17 protein-coding genes are annotated in these 15,117 nt (G+C 67.0%); 8 read left to right on the forward strand and 9 right to left on the reverse strand.

Annotated features, from left to right (window positions below; translation table 11 throughout):
* Positions 1 to 83: 83 nt before the first annotated feature.
* Both DQG15_RS17070 and DQG15_RS17075 read right to left on the reverse strand, forming a co-directional pair.
* Positions 84 to 335, reverse strand: coding sequence for a hypothetical protein (locus DQG15_RS17070; RefSeq protein ID WP_116087413.1), 252 nt, complete (start codon positions 333 to 335; stop codon positions 84 to 86).
* A gap of 72 nt (positions 336 to 407) precedes the next feature.
* A complete protein-coding gene (locus DQG15_RS17075; protein ID WP_116087415.1) occupies positions 408 to 812 on the reverse strand; it encodes an NUDIX hydrolase in 405 nt (134 codons plus the stop codon).
* 230 nt (positions 813 to 1,042) lie between these two features.
* On the opposite strand from DQG15_RS17075, the gene DQG15_RS17080 reads away from it, so the two are divergent.
* From DQG15_RS17080 to DQG15_RS17100, 5 genes are all read left to right on the forward strand, one after another.
* Positions 1,043 to 1,564, forward strand: coding sequence for a 2Fe-2S iron-sulfur cluster-binding protein (locus DQG15_RS17080; RefSeq protein WP_116087417.1), 522 nt, complete (start codon positions 1,043 to 1,045; stop codon positions 1,562 to 1,564).
* Positions 1,561 to 2,544, forward strand: a complete 984-nt coding sequence (locus DQG15_RS17085; protein ID WP_116087419.1) for a xanthine dehydrogenase family protein subunit M — start codon at positions 1,561 to 1,563, stop codon at positions 2,542 to 2,544. Before DQG15_RS17080 ends, DQG15_RS17085 begins: the two co-directional genes overlap by 4 nt.
* A complete protein-coding gene (locus DQG15_RS17090; RefSeq protein ID WP_116087421.1) occupies positions 2,541 to 4,739 on the forward strand; it encodes a xanthine dehydrogenase family protein molybdopterin-binding subunit in 2,199 nt (732 codons plus the stop codon). The genes DQG15_RS17085 and DQG15_RS17090 overlap by 4 nt, the downstream gene beginning before the upstream one ends.
* Positions 4,740 to 5,268: 529 nt before the next feature.
* Positions 5,269 to 5,793, forward strand: coding sequence for a Hint domain-containing protein (locus DQG15_RS17095; RefSeq protein WP_157969034.1), 525 nt, complete (start codon positions 5,269 to 5,271; stop codon positions 5,791 to 5,793).
* Between the two features lie 106 nt (positions 5,794 to 5,899).
* Positions 5,900 to 6,565 carry a hypothetical protein gene (locus DQG15_RS17100; RefSeq protein ID WP_116087425.1) on the forward strand — a complete coding sequence of 222 codons (666 nt, stop codon included), beginning with the start codon at positions 5,900 to 5,902 and terminating at the stop codon, positions 6,563 to 6,565.
* Positions 6,566 to 6,625: 60 nt separating this feature from the next.
* On the opposite strand, the gene DQG15_RS17105 is transcribed toward DQG15_RS17100, so the two are convergent.
* The 4 genes from DQG15_RS17105 to puuE are packed head-to-tail and all read right to left on the reverse strand — an operon-like array spanning position 6,626 to position 9,850.
* Positions 6,626 to 7,429, reverse strand: a complete 804-nt coding sequence (locus DQG15_RS17105) for a fructosamine kinase family protein (RefSeq protein WP_232830908.1) — start codon at positions 7,427 to 7,429, stop codon at positions 6,626 to 6,628.
* Positions 7,426 to 7,893: a low molecular weight protein-tyrosine-phosphatase gene (locus tag DQG15_RS17110; RefSeq protein WP_116087427.1), complete on the reverse strand. Its 468-nt coding sequence runs from the start codon at positions 7,891 to 7,893 to the stop codon at positions 7,426 to 7,428. The genes DQG15_RS17105 and DQG15_RS17110 overlap by 4 nt, the downstream gene beginning before the upstream one ends.
* Positions 7,890 to 8,435 (reverse strand): ureidoglycolate lyase, encoded by a 546-nt coding sequence (locus tag DQG15_RS17115; RefSeq protein ID WP_116087429.1) that lies wholly within the window; start codon positions 8,433 to 8,435, stop codon positions 7,890 to 7,892. The genes DQG15_RS17110 and DQG15_RS17115 overlap by 4 nt, the downstream gene beginning before the upstream one ends.
* Positions 8,432 to 9,850 carry an allantoinase PuuE gene (gene puuE / locus DQG15_RS17120; protein WP_116087431.1) on the reverse strand — a complete coding sequence of 473 codons (1,419 nt, stop codon included), beginning with the start codon at positions 9,848 to 9,850 and terminating at the stop codon, positions 8,432 to 8,434. The genes DQG15_RS17115 and puuE overlap by 4 nt, the downstream gene beginning before the upstream one ends.
* Before the next feature lie 69 nt (positions 9,851 to 9,919).
* Here puuE and uraH point away from each other — a divergent pair, with 69 nt between their 5' ends.
* Entirely contained in the window at positions 9,920 to 10,273 is a 354-nt protein-coding gene (gene uraH / locus DQG15_RS17125) for a hydroxyisourate hydrolase (protein ID WP_116087433.1), read from the forward strand.
* An 87-nt stretch (positions 10,274 to 10,360) separates the two neighbouring features.
* Here the strand turns inward: uraH and DQG15_RS17130 are convergent, their stop codons facing one another.
* The 3 genes from DQG15_RS17130 to DQG15_RS17140 all read right to left on the reverse strand — a co-directional run bounded on the left by DQG15_RS17130 (position 10,361) and on the right by DQG15_RS17140 (position 13,775).
* A complete protein-coding gene (locus DQG15_RS17130) occupies positions 10,361 to 11,401 on the reverse strand; it encodes a PRC-barrel domain-containing protein (RefSeq protein ID WP_116087435.1) in 1,041 nt (346 codons plus the stop codon).
* 124 nt (positions 11,402 to 11,525) lie between these two features.
* On the reverse strand, positions 11,526 to 12,695 hold the full coding sequence (locus tag DQG15_RS17135; protein WP_116087437.1) for a lytic murein transglycosylase: 1,170 nt from the start codon (positions 12,693 to 12,695) through the stop codon (positions 11,526 to 11,528).
* A gap of 102 nt (positions 12,696 to 12,797) precedes the next feature.
* Positions 12,798 to 13,775, reverse strand: a complete 978-nt coding sequence (locus tag DQG15_RS17140; protein WP_116087439.1) for a glutathione S-transferase family protein — start codon at positions 13,773 to 13,775, stop codon at positions 12,798 to 12,800.
* A gap of 125 nt (positions 13,776 to 13,900) precedes the next feature.
* On the opposite strand from DQG15_RS17140, the gene DQG15_RS17145 reads away from it, so the two are divergent.
* Both DQG15_RS17145 and DQG15_RS17150 read left to right on the forward strand, forming a co-directional pair.
* Entirely contained in the window at positions 13,901 to 14,365 is a 465-nt protein-coding gene (locus DQG15_RS17145) for a RidA family protein (RefSeq protein WP_116087441.1), read from the forward strand.
* Positions 14,362 to 15,114 carry a glycerophosphodiester phosphodiesterase family protein gene (locus tag DQG15_RS17150; protein WP_116087443.1) on the forward strand — a complete coding sequence of 251 codons (753 nt, stop codon included), beginning with the start codon at positions 14,362 to 14,364 and terminating at the stop codon, positions 15,112 to 15,114. The genes DQG15_RS17145 and DQG15_RS17150 overlap by 4 nt, the downstream gene beginning before the upstream one ends.
* Positions 15,115 to 15,117: the final 3 nt, after the last annotated feature.

Here is a 15,117-nt window from a genome sequence, read left to right on the forward strand (position 1 = left end):
TGCCGCCTGATGCGAGTCTCAGGGCCTCTCCTAGCCCGGTGCCGATGGCGACGCCGATCGGGATGTCGAGCAGTGACGTTCGCCTAGCCGTCCGAGCGCGCATCCACGCCGCGCAGGATGGCCCGGATTTCCTCGGCGAGGGATTCCTCGATGGCAAAGGCGCAGCCTTCACCTTCGCCCGGATCCTCCTCGAACCCTTCAAATGTCGATTCCTGCCGCAACCGGTCCATCAGGCTTTCCGCGTTGCCGCTTGCCGAAAGGTGGGAAAGGATCATCGACAGCACCTTGCGCTGCGCGAGGAGCCGCCCCTCGATCGTGCCTGACATCTCGCTCATCTGCCGCCGCTCCCGTTCTCTAAACCTTGAAGTCCAACGCGCGGTCCGTATGCGCCGTTCCCGCGTGGCGACTCACCCGACGAGGCGGCGGAGGCCCGCCCGGCGCGCTGTGAGGAAGAGCTCGGCCAGTTCGGGCTCCTCCACCATCTCGGCGGCTTCCTTGAGGGGCGTCCAGCGGCGGGTGCGCTGCTTTTTTTCCTTCCAGTTGCCGTGCTGCTTTCGCACGCGCATCGCGTAGAGGTGGACGACGACCGGAATATGGACTCCGCCCTCCATGCCCTTCACGTATCTGAAGCTTCCCATCGGCCTTCGGGCGAGCCGTCCGGCGAGGCCACCCTCCTCGAAGGCCTCGATCTCCGCCACGCGCCAGCCGGCCTTGTTCTTCATCGGCCAGCCCTTGGGGATGATCCATCGCCCGCTGTCGCGGGAGGTCAGGAGGCAGACTTCAAGCCGCCCGTTCTTCTTGCGGAGCGGCATCGCGGCGAACTGCGTTGCCGTGGTTTGGGATCTGGCTATGGCCCGTGCCTCCCGGGAGTAATTCGGCTGACGTTATCCCGCCTGTGACGTGGGGTCGGGTCAACCTGGTTTCACGCATGGCCCGAAGACTAGGAACAGGGCCGCGGCCGGGGACGTTTGGCGATGAATTCGAAACGGGGGCGCCTTGCGTCCCGCCACCGCAAGCATCCCAGCCAGCAGGAATGAGGCTCATGAAAACCGATCTCAAAATCAACGGGGAGTTGCGGTCGCTTGATGCAGATTCCCGCACGACTCTTCTCGATGCGCTGCGCAACCACCTCGGTCTGACCGGGTCCAAGAAGGGCTGCGACCACGGCCAGTGCGGCGCGTGCACGGTTCTGGTCAATGGCCGCCGGATCAATTCGTGCCTGTCGCTCGCCTGCATGCACGACGGTGACGAGATCACCACCATCGAGGGCCTCGGCATGCCGGAGCAGATGAGCGCGCTGCAGAAGGCGTTCGTCGATCATGACGGCTACCAGTGCGGCTATTGCACGCCGGGTCAGATCTGTTCCGCGGAAGGGATGCTGCAGGAGCTGAAGGATGGCTGGCCGAGCCACGTCTCCGGCACGCTCGACGGCCCGCCCAAGCTGACCGCCGAAGAGATCTCCGAACGCATGAGCGGCAACCTTTGCCGCTGCGCCGCCTATCCCAATATCGTGGACGCTATTCTCGAGGTGGGCGCCAGCGAGACGAAGGAGGCTGCAGAATGAAGCCGTTCGACTACACACGGGCGACGGACGTCGCGGATGCAGCCGCCAAGTCCAAGGGCGCCCAGATCATCGCCGGCGGAACCAACCTGCTAGACCTGATGAAGCTTCAGGTGATGACGCCGGAGCGACTGGTGGACATCACGCGCCTGCCCCTGAATGACGTGGAGGAGACTGCGGAGGGCGGCCTGCGCATCGGCGCGCTGGTGACGAACAGCGACCTTGCCGCGCATTCGAAGGTGCGCGCGTCCTATCCGGTCCTCTCACGCGCGCTTCTGGCCGGGGCGTCCGGGCAGCTGCGCAACAAGGCGACCACGGGCGGCAATCTCCTCCAGCGGACGCGGTGCTACTATTTCTACAACACCGCCACGCCCTGCAACAAACGCGAGCCGGGATCCGGATGCAGTGCTATCGGGGGTCACACGCGGCTTCACGCCATCCTCGGCGCCTCGGAGCACTGCATCGCGACCCACCCGTCGGACATGGCGGTCGCTCTCAGGGCGCTGGGCGCGGAGGTGGAGATCGAAGGTGAGGGCGGCACGCGCCGTCTCGAGCTTGGCGAGTTCTACCGTCTGCCCGGCGACACGCCCGAGATCGAAACGAACCTCAAGGACGGCGAGGTGATCACGGCCGTCATACTGCCGCCGGCGCCCGAGGGCACGACGCAGGTCTACCGCAAGGTTCGCGATCGCGCGTCCTACGCTTTCGCGCTCGTCTCCGTCGCGGCCGTCGTGCGTGTCGATGCCGGCAAGATTGCCGAGGTCCGCATCGCGCTCGGTGGCGTCGCGCACATGCCGTGGCGCACGGATGAGGTAGAGCAGGTCCTGATCGGGCGCGAGCCGTCCGAAGCCGTCTTCGACAAGGCCGCGGACGTCCTTCTGGCCGATGCCAAGGGGCAGGGCGGCAATGATTTCAAGATACCGCTGGCGCGGCGCACGCTGAAGGCGGTGCTGGCCGAAGCGACCGGGGAGGTCCGTCAATGACCGAGCATTTCAAGATCGACAAGCCGGACGAGCGCAACATGCTCGACGACACCGCGCAGGGCGTCCTCGGCACGCCGATGAACCGTCCCGACGGCCCGCTCAAGGTCACGGGCACTGCGATGTACGCTCACGAGTGGCACCCCGAGGGGCTCTGTCACGGTGTTCTCGTCCGCGCCGGTAAGGGGCCGGGGAACCTGAAGCACCTGGGCGCCGACGAGGTGCGCGGGATGCCGGGCGTGATCGACGTTGTCACGGATCAGCGTCTTCTCACCGTGCCCGCGCAGGGCATGGCGAATGCCGCGCCCGAGCAGGGGCATGACCGCATCGCCTATGACGGTCAGCCGGTGGCGCTCGTCGTCGCCGAGAGCTTCGAACAGGCCCGGTTTGCCGCGCAGAGCATGGAGGTCGTGGTCGAGCTGGACGAGGGCGCCCATTACGACCCCTGGGCGGCGGACACCAAGGTCGAAACGCCGAAGGCCAAACAGTCGAGCCAGGGTGATCTGGACAAGGCGATGACGGACGCCGCCTTCACCGTCGACGAGACGTACACCACCGCCGGCCACAACAGCGGTGCCATGGAGCCGCACACATCCGTGGCACAGTGGGACGGCGACAAGCTGACACTCCACGGCTCCTACCAGATGCTGAAGTTCAACAAGAACGAGCTTGCCGACAGTCTCGGCATCAAGCCCGAGAACGTCCGCATCCTGTCGCCCTATGTCGGCGGCGGCTTCGGCTCCAAGCTCGGTATCTGCCACGAGGCGGTCGCGGCAGCGCTCGCGTCGAGGGAGATCGGGCGGCCTGTGTCGGTGGCCCTCTCGCGCCAGCAGGTGCTCGAGGCGACCATGCGCCGGTCCGAGACGCGCCAGCGCGTGCGGCTCGCCGCGGATGCCGAGGGCAACATGTCCGGCATGGGGCACCACAGCCTCGTGTCGAACCTCGGCAGCCAATCCTTCGCGGAGCCGGTCACGCAGGCGACGCCGTTCCTTTACAAGGGCGAGAACCGGGAGATCGTGCAGCAGGTCGCCGAAACCGACCGGATGTGCGCGGGCTCCGTCCGGGCGCCGGGCGAGGCGGTCGGCATCCTCGCGGTCGAGGTCGCGATGGACGAGCTGGCCGAGAAGCTCGGGATCGACCCGGTCGACCTGCGCTTGCGGAACATCCCCGATCAGGACCCGACGAAGGAGATCCCGTTCAGCTCCCACATGCTGGCCGAATGCCTCAAATCTGGGGCGAAGTCCTTCGGCTGGGACCAGCGCCAGAAGGCGGGGATGCGCCGCGAAGGGGAGTGGCTCGTCGGTATGGGCGTCTCCTCCGCCGTGCGGGTCAACTTCGTCATCGAGGCCAAGGCGCGCGTCCGGCTCGATCCCGAAGGCACCGCCGTCGTGGAGACCGACATGACGGATATCGGCACGGGCTCCTACGCGATCTTCACCCAGATCGCCGCCGAGATGCTGGGCCTGCCGCCATCGCAGGTCCGCGTGGTCCTGGGCGATACGGACCTTCCTCCGGGCTCGGGGTCCGGCGGCTCGTTCGGGGCGGCGTCCACCGGAACCGCGATCTGGCTCGCCTGCGACAACATCCGCAAGACCCTGGCCGGCAAGCTCGGCGTCGAGGCGGATGATCTGACGCTGAAGGACGGCGAAGCGATCGCCGGCAACAAGCGGATGCGCCTTTCGGAAATCCTGAACTCCGAGGCGCTGACGGCTGAAGGCCATGTGGAGCCGGGCAAGACCTCCAAGGAGGTGCGCCAGGCGACGTGGGGCGCGCATTTCGCCGAGGTCGCGGTCAACGCCGTCACCGGTGAGCCGCGGGTGCGACGAATGCACGGCGTCTTCGCCGCGGGCCGCATCCTCAACCACAAGACTGCCCGATCCCAGTGCCTCGGTGGCATGACGTGGGGCATCGGGATGGCCTTGACCGAGGAGCTGCTGTTCGACATGCGGGACGGTCACCTCGCCAACCGCGACTTCGCCGAGTACCACATCCCGGTGAATGCGGACGTACCGCAGATCGAGGTGGATCTCCTGCATGAACGAGATGCCTGGGCGAACCCGATGCAGGTCAAGGGGATCGGCGAGCTCGGTATCTGCGGCGCAGGGGCCGCTGTCGCCAACGCAATCTACAATGCGTCCGGCGTTCGCGTGAGGGACTTCCCGGCCACGCTGGACAAGATCATGGCCGGGCTTAGCTGAGGCGCACATCCGCCCCCCGCAGGACGATCAAAGGGCCCCTCTCGGGGCCCTTTTTCATGCGCCGAGGATGCGGACCCGATGCGAGCATCCGACGATTCGCTCAACAATCGCTGCCCAGACCTACTGATTGGTAGTGCATTGCGGATTGCTGCATTCGCAACATGAAAAGAACACAGAAAATTCACTATCCGATAAATCTTTGTACTGCCCACAAATTTTAACTTTGGTTAATTTGATTAAACGTTTCACGCGAAACGTGTGAGAAGTGCTGCCCTTTTCCCGTTTGCCGTCCCCGCTAGCATCATTGGGGAGGCAGCGGAGCCTGTATTAAAGGGGTTGCGGCATGAGTGAGTGCAGTTCGACGGGGCAGGGTAGCCGTCTGATTTCAGCGACGCTGATGGGCAGCGGCATAGCATGGCGTATAGACAAATTCGATAATGACGCATGGTCATCCTCGTCCCAGGAGACGGCCGCGCAGGCTTCGCATATCGCAAGTCCAAGCGCGCCGACGCCGTCCGCCGCTTCTTCGATGTCCGCAGTCGAGGCCACCTGCGAAACTCACCGATCCCGGATAACGCCCCGCGAGACACCCACCGGGTTCGCCGCTGGCACGCGGATCCTGACCACGCTCGGCAAGCTGCCCGCGGAGACAGTTCGCTCCGGTGATCGCGTCATCGACGCAGACGGTGCGACGCATGTTGTCCACGAAGTTCGGCGGCTGTCTTTCACCGGCCCCCTCGTCCGGATCCATGCCGGCGCGCTTGATCTTGCGATGCCGACTTCGGACCTCTTGGTCATTCCGGAGCAACGTATTTCCATCACCTGCCCGCAGATGCAGCTCATGTTCGGCCGCCCCGCCGGGCTCGCCTTTGCGCGAGACCTTCTGGGCTGCGGCGCCGACCCCGTCACCGCGTCCCGCCGTCTCGACATGATCGAGATCCGGTGCGGCGGGCCCGCCATCCTTTGGGCCAATGGAACGCCGGTGCTCTGCCCCGGCGCTGCACCGACGCCCGCTTCACGGACGACCGGGGAGGTGCGCAACGACATCCAGTAACCGAAGGACTGTCCGGCAGCCGCCCGCGGAACGAGGCGAAACCGGGGAAAGATCGAGGGGCGATCCGAGCCAAATGGTTCTGTACGATTTCAAGGGATATAACGCTATGACAAGAACTTTTGCCTTCCTCAGCGCGGCGTCCATCGCCGCTTTCGCCGCCATCCCCGCGCAGGCTGATCTCAGCCTCGGGGCCGGCGTATCCATCGGCGGCGGCAAGGTCGCCGACGTCGATGTCGGCGCCAGTCTCGGCAGCGGCGGCAAGGTCGCTGATGCCGATGTCGGTGCGACTGTCGGCGGCGGCTCGGTGGCCGACGCTGACGTTGACGCGACGGTCGGTGGCGGCTCGGTGGCCGACGCTGACGTTGATGCGACGGTCGGCGGTGGCCGTGTCGCAGATGCGAATGTCGATGCGACGGTCGGTGGCGGCAGTGTCGCAGATGCGAACGTTCGAGCCACGGTCGGCGGCGGTAGCGTCGCGGATGTCAATGTCGGCGCCACCGTCGGCAGGGCGACAACGGCCGGGCTCGGCACGACGGCTGGCGGTACGAGCGGATCGTCCTCGGGCGGTGGCGGCGTGTCCGTTGTCGGGCAGCCTCTCATCTCCTCGGACGGCCAGATGCTCGGCGTCGTGACGGGCATGCAGGACGGCATGCTCTGCTCCGATCCGGCGCATCGCTCCGGCGCTCCGATCTGCGTCGATCTGGCCACCCGGCCCCTGCTGACGCGCGAGGGCCTGAAGATCAACGTGTCCTCGGCGGTCTATCGCCGCTGAAGTCCCGCGGCACTATGCCAGAGCGCCGCCCGGCCCCTCTCTCGGGCCGGGCGGATTTTGTCAGCGGGGCAGGGCCGAGAGGCATCGCTCCACCAGCTCTCGATAGCCGCTGCCGAAGAGCGTCAGGTGCACCAGCGCCGGCCAGAGCTGGTAGGCCGGGCGCCGTGTCTCGTGCCCCGCATCCGGTCCATAGACCTCCCAGAACGCATCGCCCGGATTGCCGAAGAGGCAGAGCATCGCGAGATCGACCTCGGCATGGCCGTGATAGCAGGCCGGATCGATCAACCCGGTCACGCGACCGCCCCGTGTCATCACGTTCCCGGACCACAGATCACCATGCAGAAGGGCAGGGCGAGGACGCTTCGGCAGGATCTCTCCCAGCCGCGAGGCCGCCGCTTCCACGGCATGCGCAAGATCGTCTGGCAGGGTGTCGCAGAAGGGGAGGAGACGTCGTTCGGCCCAGAAAGTGGGCCAGTCCTCCGTTTCTCCGTTCGGTATCGCGACCGGTCCAAAACCGTGATCCGTCTCCCAGCCATAAACCTCGCCCGTCGCTGCATGCAGGCGCAGGATCGCATCGCCGAGATCGGCGGAGGCCGCCGCCACTCCCTCCGACCCGCCGAGATCCGACATGATCAGAAGTCCGTCCGCGCGGGCCAGGATGTCGGGCGCCGGCGCTCCCGCGCGCTTGATCGCCTCGAGCATGCGGGCTTCCGCTTCGGCGCGGCGATCGGCCTTCACCACCGCCGTGCGCCCGTCCGCAAGCTCGAGGCGCAAGACCTCGGCCACGTCGCCGCCCTGCAGCCGCTCCGACATGGCAAGGGTGCCGCCGAGGAGTTCCGCGGCCCGCTCCGCCGTTATCCTCACGGTGCGAGCTCGGTCAGAAGCGCGCGCGTGCCGGCCACCACGTCGTCCCAGGTTTCGGCGAACCCGTCCTCTTCGCCGAAATAGGGATCGGCGACCGGCTCACCCTCCCGGCCGGGAACGTGGTCGAGAAGAAGGGACAGCTCCGCCGCTCCACCGCCCTTTGGCCGCAACCGCTTGAGATGGGCGAGGTTCTCGCGGTCGAGGGCGATGACGTGGCTGAACCGCAGGAAGTCCTCCGCCGTCACCTGCCGCCCCCGCAGGGCCGAGATGTCGACACCATTGGCGTTCGCCACGGCGATGGCGCGGGGATCGGGCGGCTCGCCCACATGCCAGCTTCCCGTCCCGGCGGAAGAGGCGCGAATGTCCGCCCCGGCCTCCTCCGCGGCCGCGCGGAACGCGCCTTCGGCCAGAGGCGAGCGGCAGATGTTGCCGAGGCAGACGAAGAGGACGGATAGTTCGTTCATGATGTCTCCTGCGCAAGGCGGACGGTAAACGGCGTGTCCAGCCGCACTTCCTCGAGGTTCGCCTCCTCGCCGATCCGGTCCACCACGGCGAAGAGGCCGGGGGCATGAAGCGGCGTCAATACACCGTGCCACGTGTTGCGCTCGATGTTCACCCCCTGGCCCGGTGCGGTCACGAAGGCCACAGGCATGCCGGGCCGGCCCGCCTCGTCCGGCGCCACGATGACGAGGAACGGATCCATCGACATCGGCAGAAAAGCCTGGCTGCCGAGGGGGTGGCGTTCCAGCAGGGCGCAGGCATAGGGTAGGGCGCGCGGCTCGGCCCGGAACAGGCTGATCCCGGCGCGGCCGCCTGCCATGTCGAGCCCCGCCAGATCGTGCCACCGTCCGCAGGCCCCGTCATTGATGATCCTGTCCGGATCTCCCGCGGCCTCCAGAACCTCCCCGAACGGCGCGAACGCCTCTCGCGTCAGGGACGCCGCGATCACCTCCGGCCCGTCTCTCCCCGACACGGAGCCGTCCACCCTCGCCCCCGGTGCGCTCATGAGAAGTCCATCGCGTAGAGCCGGAGCTCGGCGATCCGCTCGACCTGCCGGGCCGCCTCCTCGATCTCCTCGGCGCGGTCATGCTCGATGCGCCGCTTAAACGCCGCGAGGATGCCGGCCTTGTCGTAATCCCGCACGGCGATGATGAACGGAAAGCCGAACTTCGCCGTGTACCTTGCGTTCAGGGCATCGAACGTGGCGCGCTCCTCGTCGGTGAGGGCATCGAGGCCGGCGCTCCTTTGCTCTTCCGTGCTGTCCGGGGTCAGCCGTTTCGCCGCCGCGAGCTTCCCGGCAAGGTCCGGATGCGCCGCGAGGACCCCCAGCCGCTCCTCCTCGCTTGCCCTTCGGAAGATCCGCGCCAGCGCCGAGTGAACGCCGGCCGGGCAGTCGTGGGCGGGACCAAGCTCCAGGGCATGGGCGCGCTCCGCGATCCAGGGGGAGTGCTCGAAGACGCCGCCGAACTGCTCGGTGAAAAGGGCCTTGTCCATCCGGCTGGGGCGGACGCGGTCGGCCGCTGGATGCTCCTTTGCCCAGTGCCGCGCGATGTCGATCCGCCGAGGGAACCAGACGCCCTCGTGCCCCCGCGCATAATCGAGGAACCGCTTCAGCGCCGCCGCCCGCCCCGGCCGGCCGGCAAGACGGCAATGCAGGCCGACGGACATCATCTTGGGACTGCCCGCTTCGCCCTCTGCATAGAGGCAGTCGAAGCTGTCCTTGAGGTAATCGTAGAACTCCGTCCCCGAGCCGAAGCCCGCCGCGACGGAGAAGCGCATGTCGTTGGTTTCGAGCGAGTAGGGAATGACGAGCTGGCGGCGCCCCTCGAGCTCCATCCAGTGCGGGAGGTCATCATCGTAGACGTCGGAGACGTAGGCGAATCCGCCCTCTTCGGCGGCAAGCTCCACCGTGTTCTCTGAGCAGCGCCCGGTATACCAGCCGACGGGGCGCTGGCCGGTGACGGCGCGGTGCATGCGGATCGCCTCCAGCATGTGGTCGCGCTCGTCCTTGCGGTAGAAATCCTTGTATTCGATCCATTTCAGCCCGTGGGAGGCGATCTCCCACCCGGCCGTCTGCATGGCGCGGACCTGCGTGGGCGAGCGGGCGAGGGCGGTGGCGACGCCGAACACCGTGACGCCGATGCGCGCCTCCGTCAGCATCCGGTACAGTCGCCAGAAGCCGGCACGGGCGCCGTATTCGTACATCGATTCCATGTTCCAGTGACGCTGGTTCGGCCAGGGCTGGGCGCCGATCACGTCCGACAGGAACGCCTCCGAGGCCTTGTCGCCGTGGAGGATCGAGTTCTCACCGCCCTCCTCGTAATTGACCACCACCTGCACCGCGATCTTCGCACCATTCGGCCAGTTCGCGTTTGGCGGCCTCTGCCCGTAGCCGAGCATGTCGCGTTCGTATCTGTCCATGGCCGGTCCCCTTGCGTCCCCGCCCAGTTTTCCGCCCTTATGAGGCAGGTGCAAGACAGCGGAGGCGAGATGCCGGGATTCCTGACAACCCACGTTCTGGACACGGCGCGCGGCATTCCCGCCGAGGGGCTGACGATCCAGCTCTTTCGCGTCGGGGAGAGCGAGCGACTCCTTCTCGCCACCAAGGTGACGAACGAGGATGGCCGGACGGACGCTCCCATCCTGCCGGAGGAGAGCTTCCATACCGGCCGGTTCGAACTTCTCTTCCACGCCGGCGACTACCTGCGCGGGGCGGGTCTGGCCGGGGAGGAGCCGCTCTTTCTCGATCACGTCCCCATCCGCTTCGGCATGGCCGAAGAGAGCCACTATCACGTCCCGCTCCTCCTCTCCCCCTACGGTTACAGCACGTACCGGGGAAGCTGACCGGCGCGGGGCTGGAGGGAAAGCGGCACAGAAAAAGGCCCCGAACCGAGCGGTTCGGGGCCTTCGACGTCTGTGCCCGAAAGGGGCTTACTGTTCGAAGCGAGGCAGGGCTTCCAGCTCTTCCTCGGTGGCGCCGACATAGGCGCGGAGCTGGTTGCCGTTCTCCTGGCGCTGCAGGTTCAGATCCTCGAAGGAAAGCTGAACGGGCTTCTCGCCAATGCCGAGGAAGCCGCCCACGTCGACGATCACGGACTCGATGGAGCCTTCCTGGCTGAGGAGGATGTCGGACACCTCGCCGATCCAGCTGTCATCTGTGCCGTAGACGCGGACGCCGTCGAGCTCCTCGGCGGTCATCGCGGTGGCGTCGACCATCTGGTAGCCTTCACGGCTGAAGCCTTCACCGGTCGCGAGGCCGTCGCCGACCATGCCGGGCTCGGTGGCGGTAGGGGCCATCCCGCCGTTGGCCAGCGTCTCGGTGTCGGTGTCGGTTGCGAGGTCAGCCTGGTCCGTCGCCCCGGCTTCGGACTCGGTCACGAGCTCACCGCCCTCGGCGACCTCGCCTTCGCTCGGCTGAGTTTCGGCGTCCATCTCAGCGGCGTCCATCTCGAGACCCGCTTCGGGCGCGTCGGTCGCCGCAAGCTCGGCGTCGTCCCCGGCCGTCATCGCCGCGGTGCCGTTCATCTGGGCAAGGTCGAATTGCGGCGCGTTCTCGAGCTGGTCCTGCGTGGCGTTCACCACGAGGAAGTAATCGCCCGGGTCGTTGTCGTCGGCGACGAACTGGATCTGATCGAGCGAGACAGCCACGTTGCGCTCGCCGATGCCGAGGAAGCCGCCGATGTCGAGAATGATCGCTTCGGTGCTGCCATCTTGCGACAGAATGACGTCTCCGACCTCACCGATGTCGTCCCAGTCCTGGTCGGCGTCGGCGAAGGTCGCATCGCCGAGATCCGCCTCGCTGGTATAGACGCGCATTCCCATCAGGCGGGACGCGAGCATCTGACCCGGCGTCGCATCGGCGAGGAACACGCTGTCCTCCCCGGCGGTCTGGGTGGCGGTGGTATCTGTCTGGGCCAAAAGCGGCGTCGCGCCGATTGCCAGAAGTGCGGTGGAAGCGAGTAACTTCCTCATTGGGGTGTCCTCCGTGAAAACACGCCCCGCATTCTAGAGCGGGTATGCCGCCAAACTCCCGATCCTCGCCAGGGTTCCGGCGGCTCCGGACGATGGGCGCGCCATCGCCGGAACTGCGCGAGGCTCACATCGCGGACAGAAGATCCGGGGTCGGCCAAGCATCGGCGGGCTTTCCGAGCCGAACCTGTTCGGCGCGGACCGCGCGGCGCGTCATCTCGCCCAGGATCCCGTCCACTCCCCCCACATCATAGCCTTTCGCCTGAAGCTTCTGCTGGAGCTGGGTCATCTGGGTCTGGTTCAGCCCCGGCGCGGGGGAGCCCGCATCGAAAACCGGTGCACCGGACAGGCGGGTCGCGAAATAGGCCGCCGTCGCGACATAGACGAAGCTCTCGTTCCACTCGAAGAGCACGCTGAAGTTCGGGTAGGCGAGGAAGGTCGGTCCGCCTCGTCCCTGCGGCGCGATGAGGTGCGCGGAGAGCTCCGGGTTCGACAGGGTTCCGCCGCGAGCGCTGATCCCCATCGCCTGCCACTCCTGCTCGGGCAGCGCATGGTCGAGCCCCGTTTTCGACCAGTCGATCCCTTCGGGCACCTGAACCTCCTGCAGCCACGGCTCTCCGGCGCGCCAGCCGCGATCGGCAAGCGCCTTGGCGCCGCTCATCAGGGCATCCGCGGCGGAGCCCTTCAGGTCCACGTGTCCGTCGCCGTCGCCATCCACGCCGTTGCGAAGGATGTCGCCCGGCAGCATCTGCACCTGTCCGATCTCGCCGGCCCACGCGCCGGTGGTCCCTGTCTCGAAATCGCCCTGGGCATAGAGGTCCAGCGCGGCGAAGACCTGCGGCCGGAAGAGTTCGGGGCGGCGGCAATCATGCGCCAGCGTGACGAGGGCGTTGCGGGTGTTGAAGTCCCCCTGAACCGCGCCGAAGTCGGTCTCGAAGCCCCAGAAGGCGAGGAGGATCCCCGGCGGCACGCCGAAGCGCGCTTCCGCTTCGGACAGCGTGGCGGAATACTCGGAGCGGTTGGCCATGCCGCGGCTCATGCGGTTCTCGGAGATCAGGCGGCGGGCGAAGTCAACGAAGGGGACGGCGAAGACCCCTTGCTTGTTGTCCGCCGCGATCACGGCCGGATCGTGCCGGGTGCCGTTGAAGAACGCCTCCACTGTGTCCGGCGAAACGCCCCGCCCCAACGCCTCGGCCTTCAATCCCTCGACGAAGGCCGGGAAGCCGCCGCCGCAACTCTCCTGCGCCAGAGCGGGAAGCGGCGCTGCGAGCAGGGCGGCAAGGGCGATGTAGCGCATGGGGGAGGTCTCCGGCGGGTGGGGTCAGATGTTGCCCGCACCCTAGAGCCACCCCCGCCCATGGCAATCCGCGCTGACGGAGTTGTCAGCGCGGGCGATGCCTCAGAACGGCGCGGCGCCCCGTCCGTGGTCCGCTGTCCAGTCGTCGGCGGGGCCGATGGGCACGATGCGGTTCGGGTTAATCATGTCGTGGCTGTAGTGGTAATGCTGCACGATTTGATCGAAATTAACCGTCTCGCCGACACCCGGCCACTGGTAGATTTCCCGCGCGTAGGCCCACAGGTTCGGGTACTCGATCAGCTTCCGGCGGTTGCACTTGAAATGACCGTGATAGACCGCGTCGAAGCGGACGAGCGTCGTGAAGGCGCGGATGTCCGCGAGGGTGGGGCGGTCGCCCGCGAGGTACCGACGCTCCGCCAGAAGCTCCTCCATCCAGTCGAGCGTGGCGAAGACCTCCTTGGCGGCCTTCTCGTACGGCTCCTGCTTCGTCGCGAAACCAGCCTTGTAGACGCCGTTGTTGATCCCCGGATAGACGCGCTCGTTCACCTTCTCGATCTCGGAGGACAGGTCCTCGGGCTCCAGCTCGGGGCCGGAGGCGATGCCGTCGAAGCCGGAGTTGAGCATCACGATGATCTCGGCGGACTCGTTCGAGACGATGGTCTCGCGCTCCTTGTCCCAGAGGACCGGCACGGTCACGCGGCCGGTGATGTCCGACTTGGCCTTGGTGTAGATGTCCCGCAGGAAGGGCAGGCCATAGAGCTTGTCTCCCGTCGCACCGTCGCGGCTGTCGTCGAAGGTCCAGCCCTCGTCGAGCATGTGCGGATGCACCACGGAGACATCGATATCCCCCGTCAGCCCTTTCAGAGCCCTGACCATGAGCGTCCGATGCGCCCACGGGCAGGCCAGCGAGACGTAGAGATGGTAGCGCCCGCTCTCGGCAGGGAAGCCGCCCTCTCCGCTCGGGCCGGGGCTGCCATCGGCGGTGACCCAGTTCCGGAAGGCGGTTTCCGGCCGGTCGAAGGACCCGTCGGAGGTGTCGTACCAGCCGGTATTCCATTCGCCGTTCTTCAGATAACCCATGATCTACTCCCGATGTGGCAATGTCGCCCGTCTTGGCGTTGAATCCGAGGTAGTACGTCGTCTTCTCTGCGCCATGCGATGCAGATACGGTGCGCGCGAGCGAACATGAGATGAGGGCGAGAGCCATGACGACCGAGATCGAAACGAGACTGACCGAGATGGGCCTTACACTGCCGGATGCGCCGGCGCCTGCCGCCAACTATGTGCCCTATGTCGTGTCGGGGGACCTTGTCTTCGTGTCGGGGCAGATCAGCCAAGGCCCGGACGGTCTGATCCGCGGCAAGCTCGGCGCCGATCTCGACCTCGAGCAGGGCGTGGAGGCCGCGCGGGCCTGTGCGCTGTCCCTCCTTTCGCAGGCGCGCGCGGCCTGCGGCGGCGATTTCGGGCGGCTGGCGCAGGTGGTCAAGCTCACCGCCTTCGTCAACAGCACCGCCGAATTCACCGACCAGCCCAAGGTCGTGAACGGGGCATCCGATCTTCTCGTCGCGCTCCTGGGCGACAAGGGGCGGCATTCGCGGTCCGCCGTTTCCGCCGCATCGCTGCCCATGGGCGTCGCGGTCGAGATCGAAGCGATCTTCCGGCTCGCATGAGCCTGCACCCCTCCTTCCTCGCCCGCCCCATCGCTCACCGCGCGCTGCATGGGGCGGGGCGCCCGGAGAACTCAGGCTCGGCCATTCGCGCCGCGGTCGCGGCCGGCTACGGGATCGAGATCGACCTTCAATGCGCCTCGGACGGGCGGGCGATGGTCTTTCACGACTACGATCTGTCCCGGCTGACGGGGGGGACAGGCGCGGTCCGGGCGCGCGGCTCCGGGGAGCTGTCCCGCCTGCCGCTTCTCGGCGGGGACGGGGAGGGCGTTCCGACCTTCGCCGAGGTGCTGGAGGAGGTGGCGGGACGTGTGCCCCTCCTTGTCGAGATCAAGGACCAGTCCTGCCGCCTCGGCGCGGTGGACGGGACTCTCGAGCGGGCCGCGGCGGCGGATGCGGCGGCGTATGACGGCCCGATCGCCTTCATGTCCTTCAATCCCGCCAGCGTGGAGGCGCTGTCAGAGGCCTTGCCGGACGCGACCATCGGCCTGACCACCTGCGCGTTCGAGCCGGAGGAGTGGACGCTGACGCCCCCGGGCCGTCTGGCCGCCCTGGCGCGGATCGAGGATGCGGAGCGGCTCGGGATCTCCTTCGTCAGCCACGACCGGACGGACCTTGCCTCTCCCGCCCTCTCGCCGCTTCGCGAGGCCGGATTGCCGATCCTCTGCTGGACCATCCGCAGTCCCGCGGAGGAGGCCGAAGCGCGGCAGCTTGCGGACAATGTGACCTTCGAAGGCTACGCGCCGGGTTGAAAC

The organism is Tropicimonas sp. IMCC34011, from assembly GCF_003390865.1.
GTDB lineage: Bacteria > Pseudomonadota > Alphaproteobacteria > Rhodobacterales > Rhodobacteraceae > Tropicimonas_B.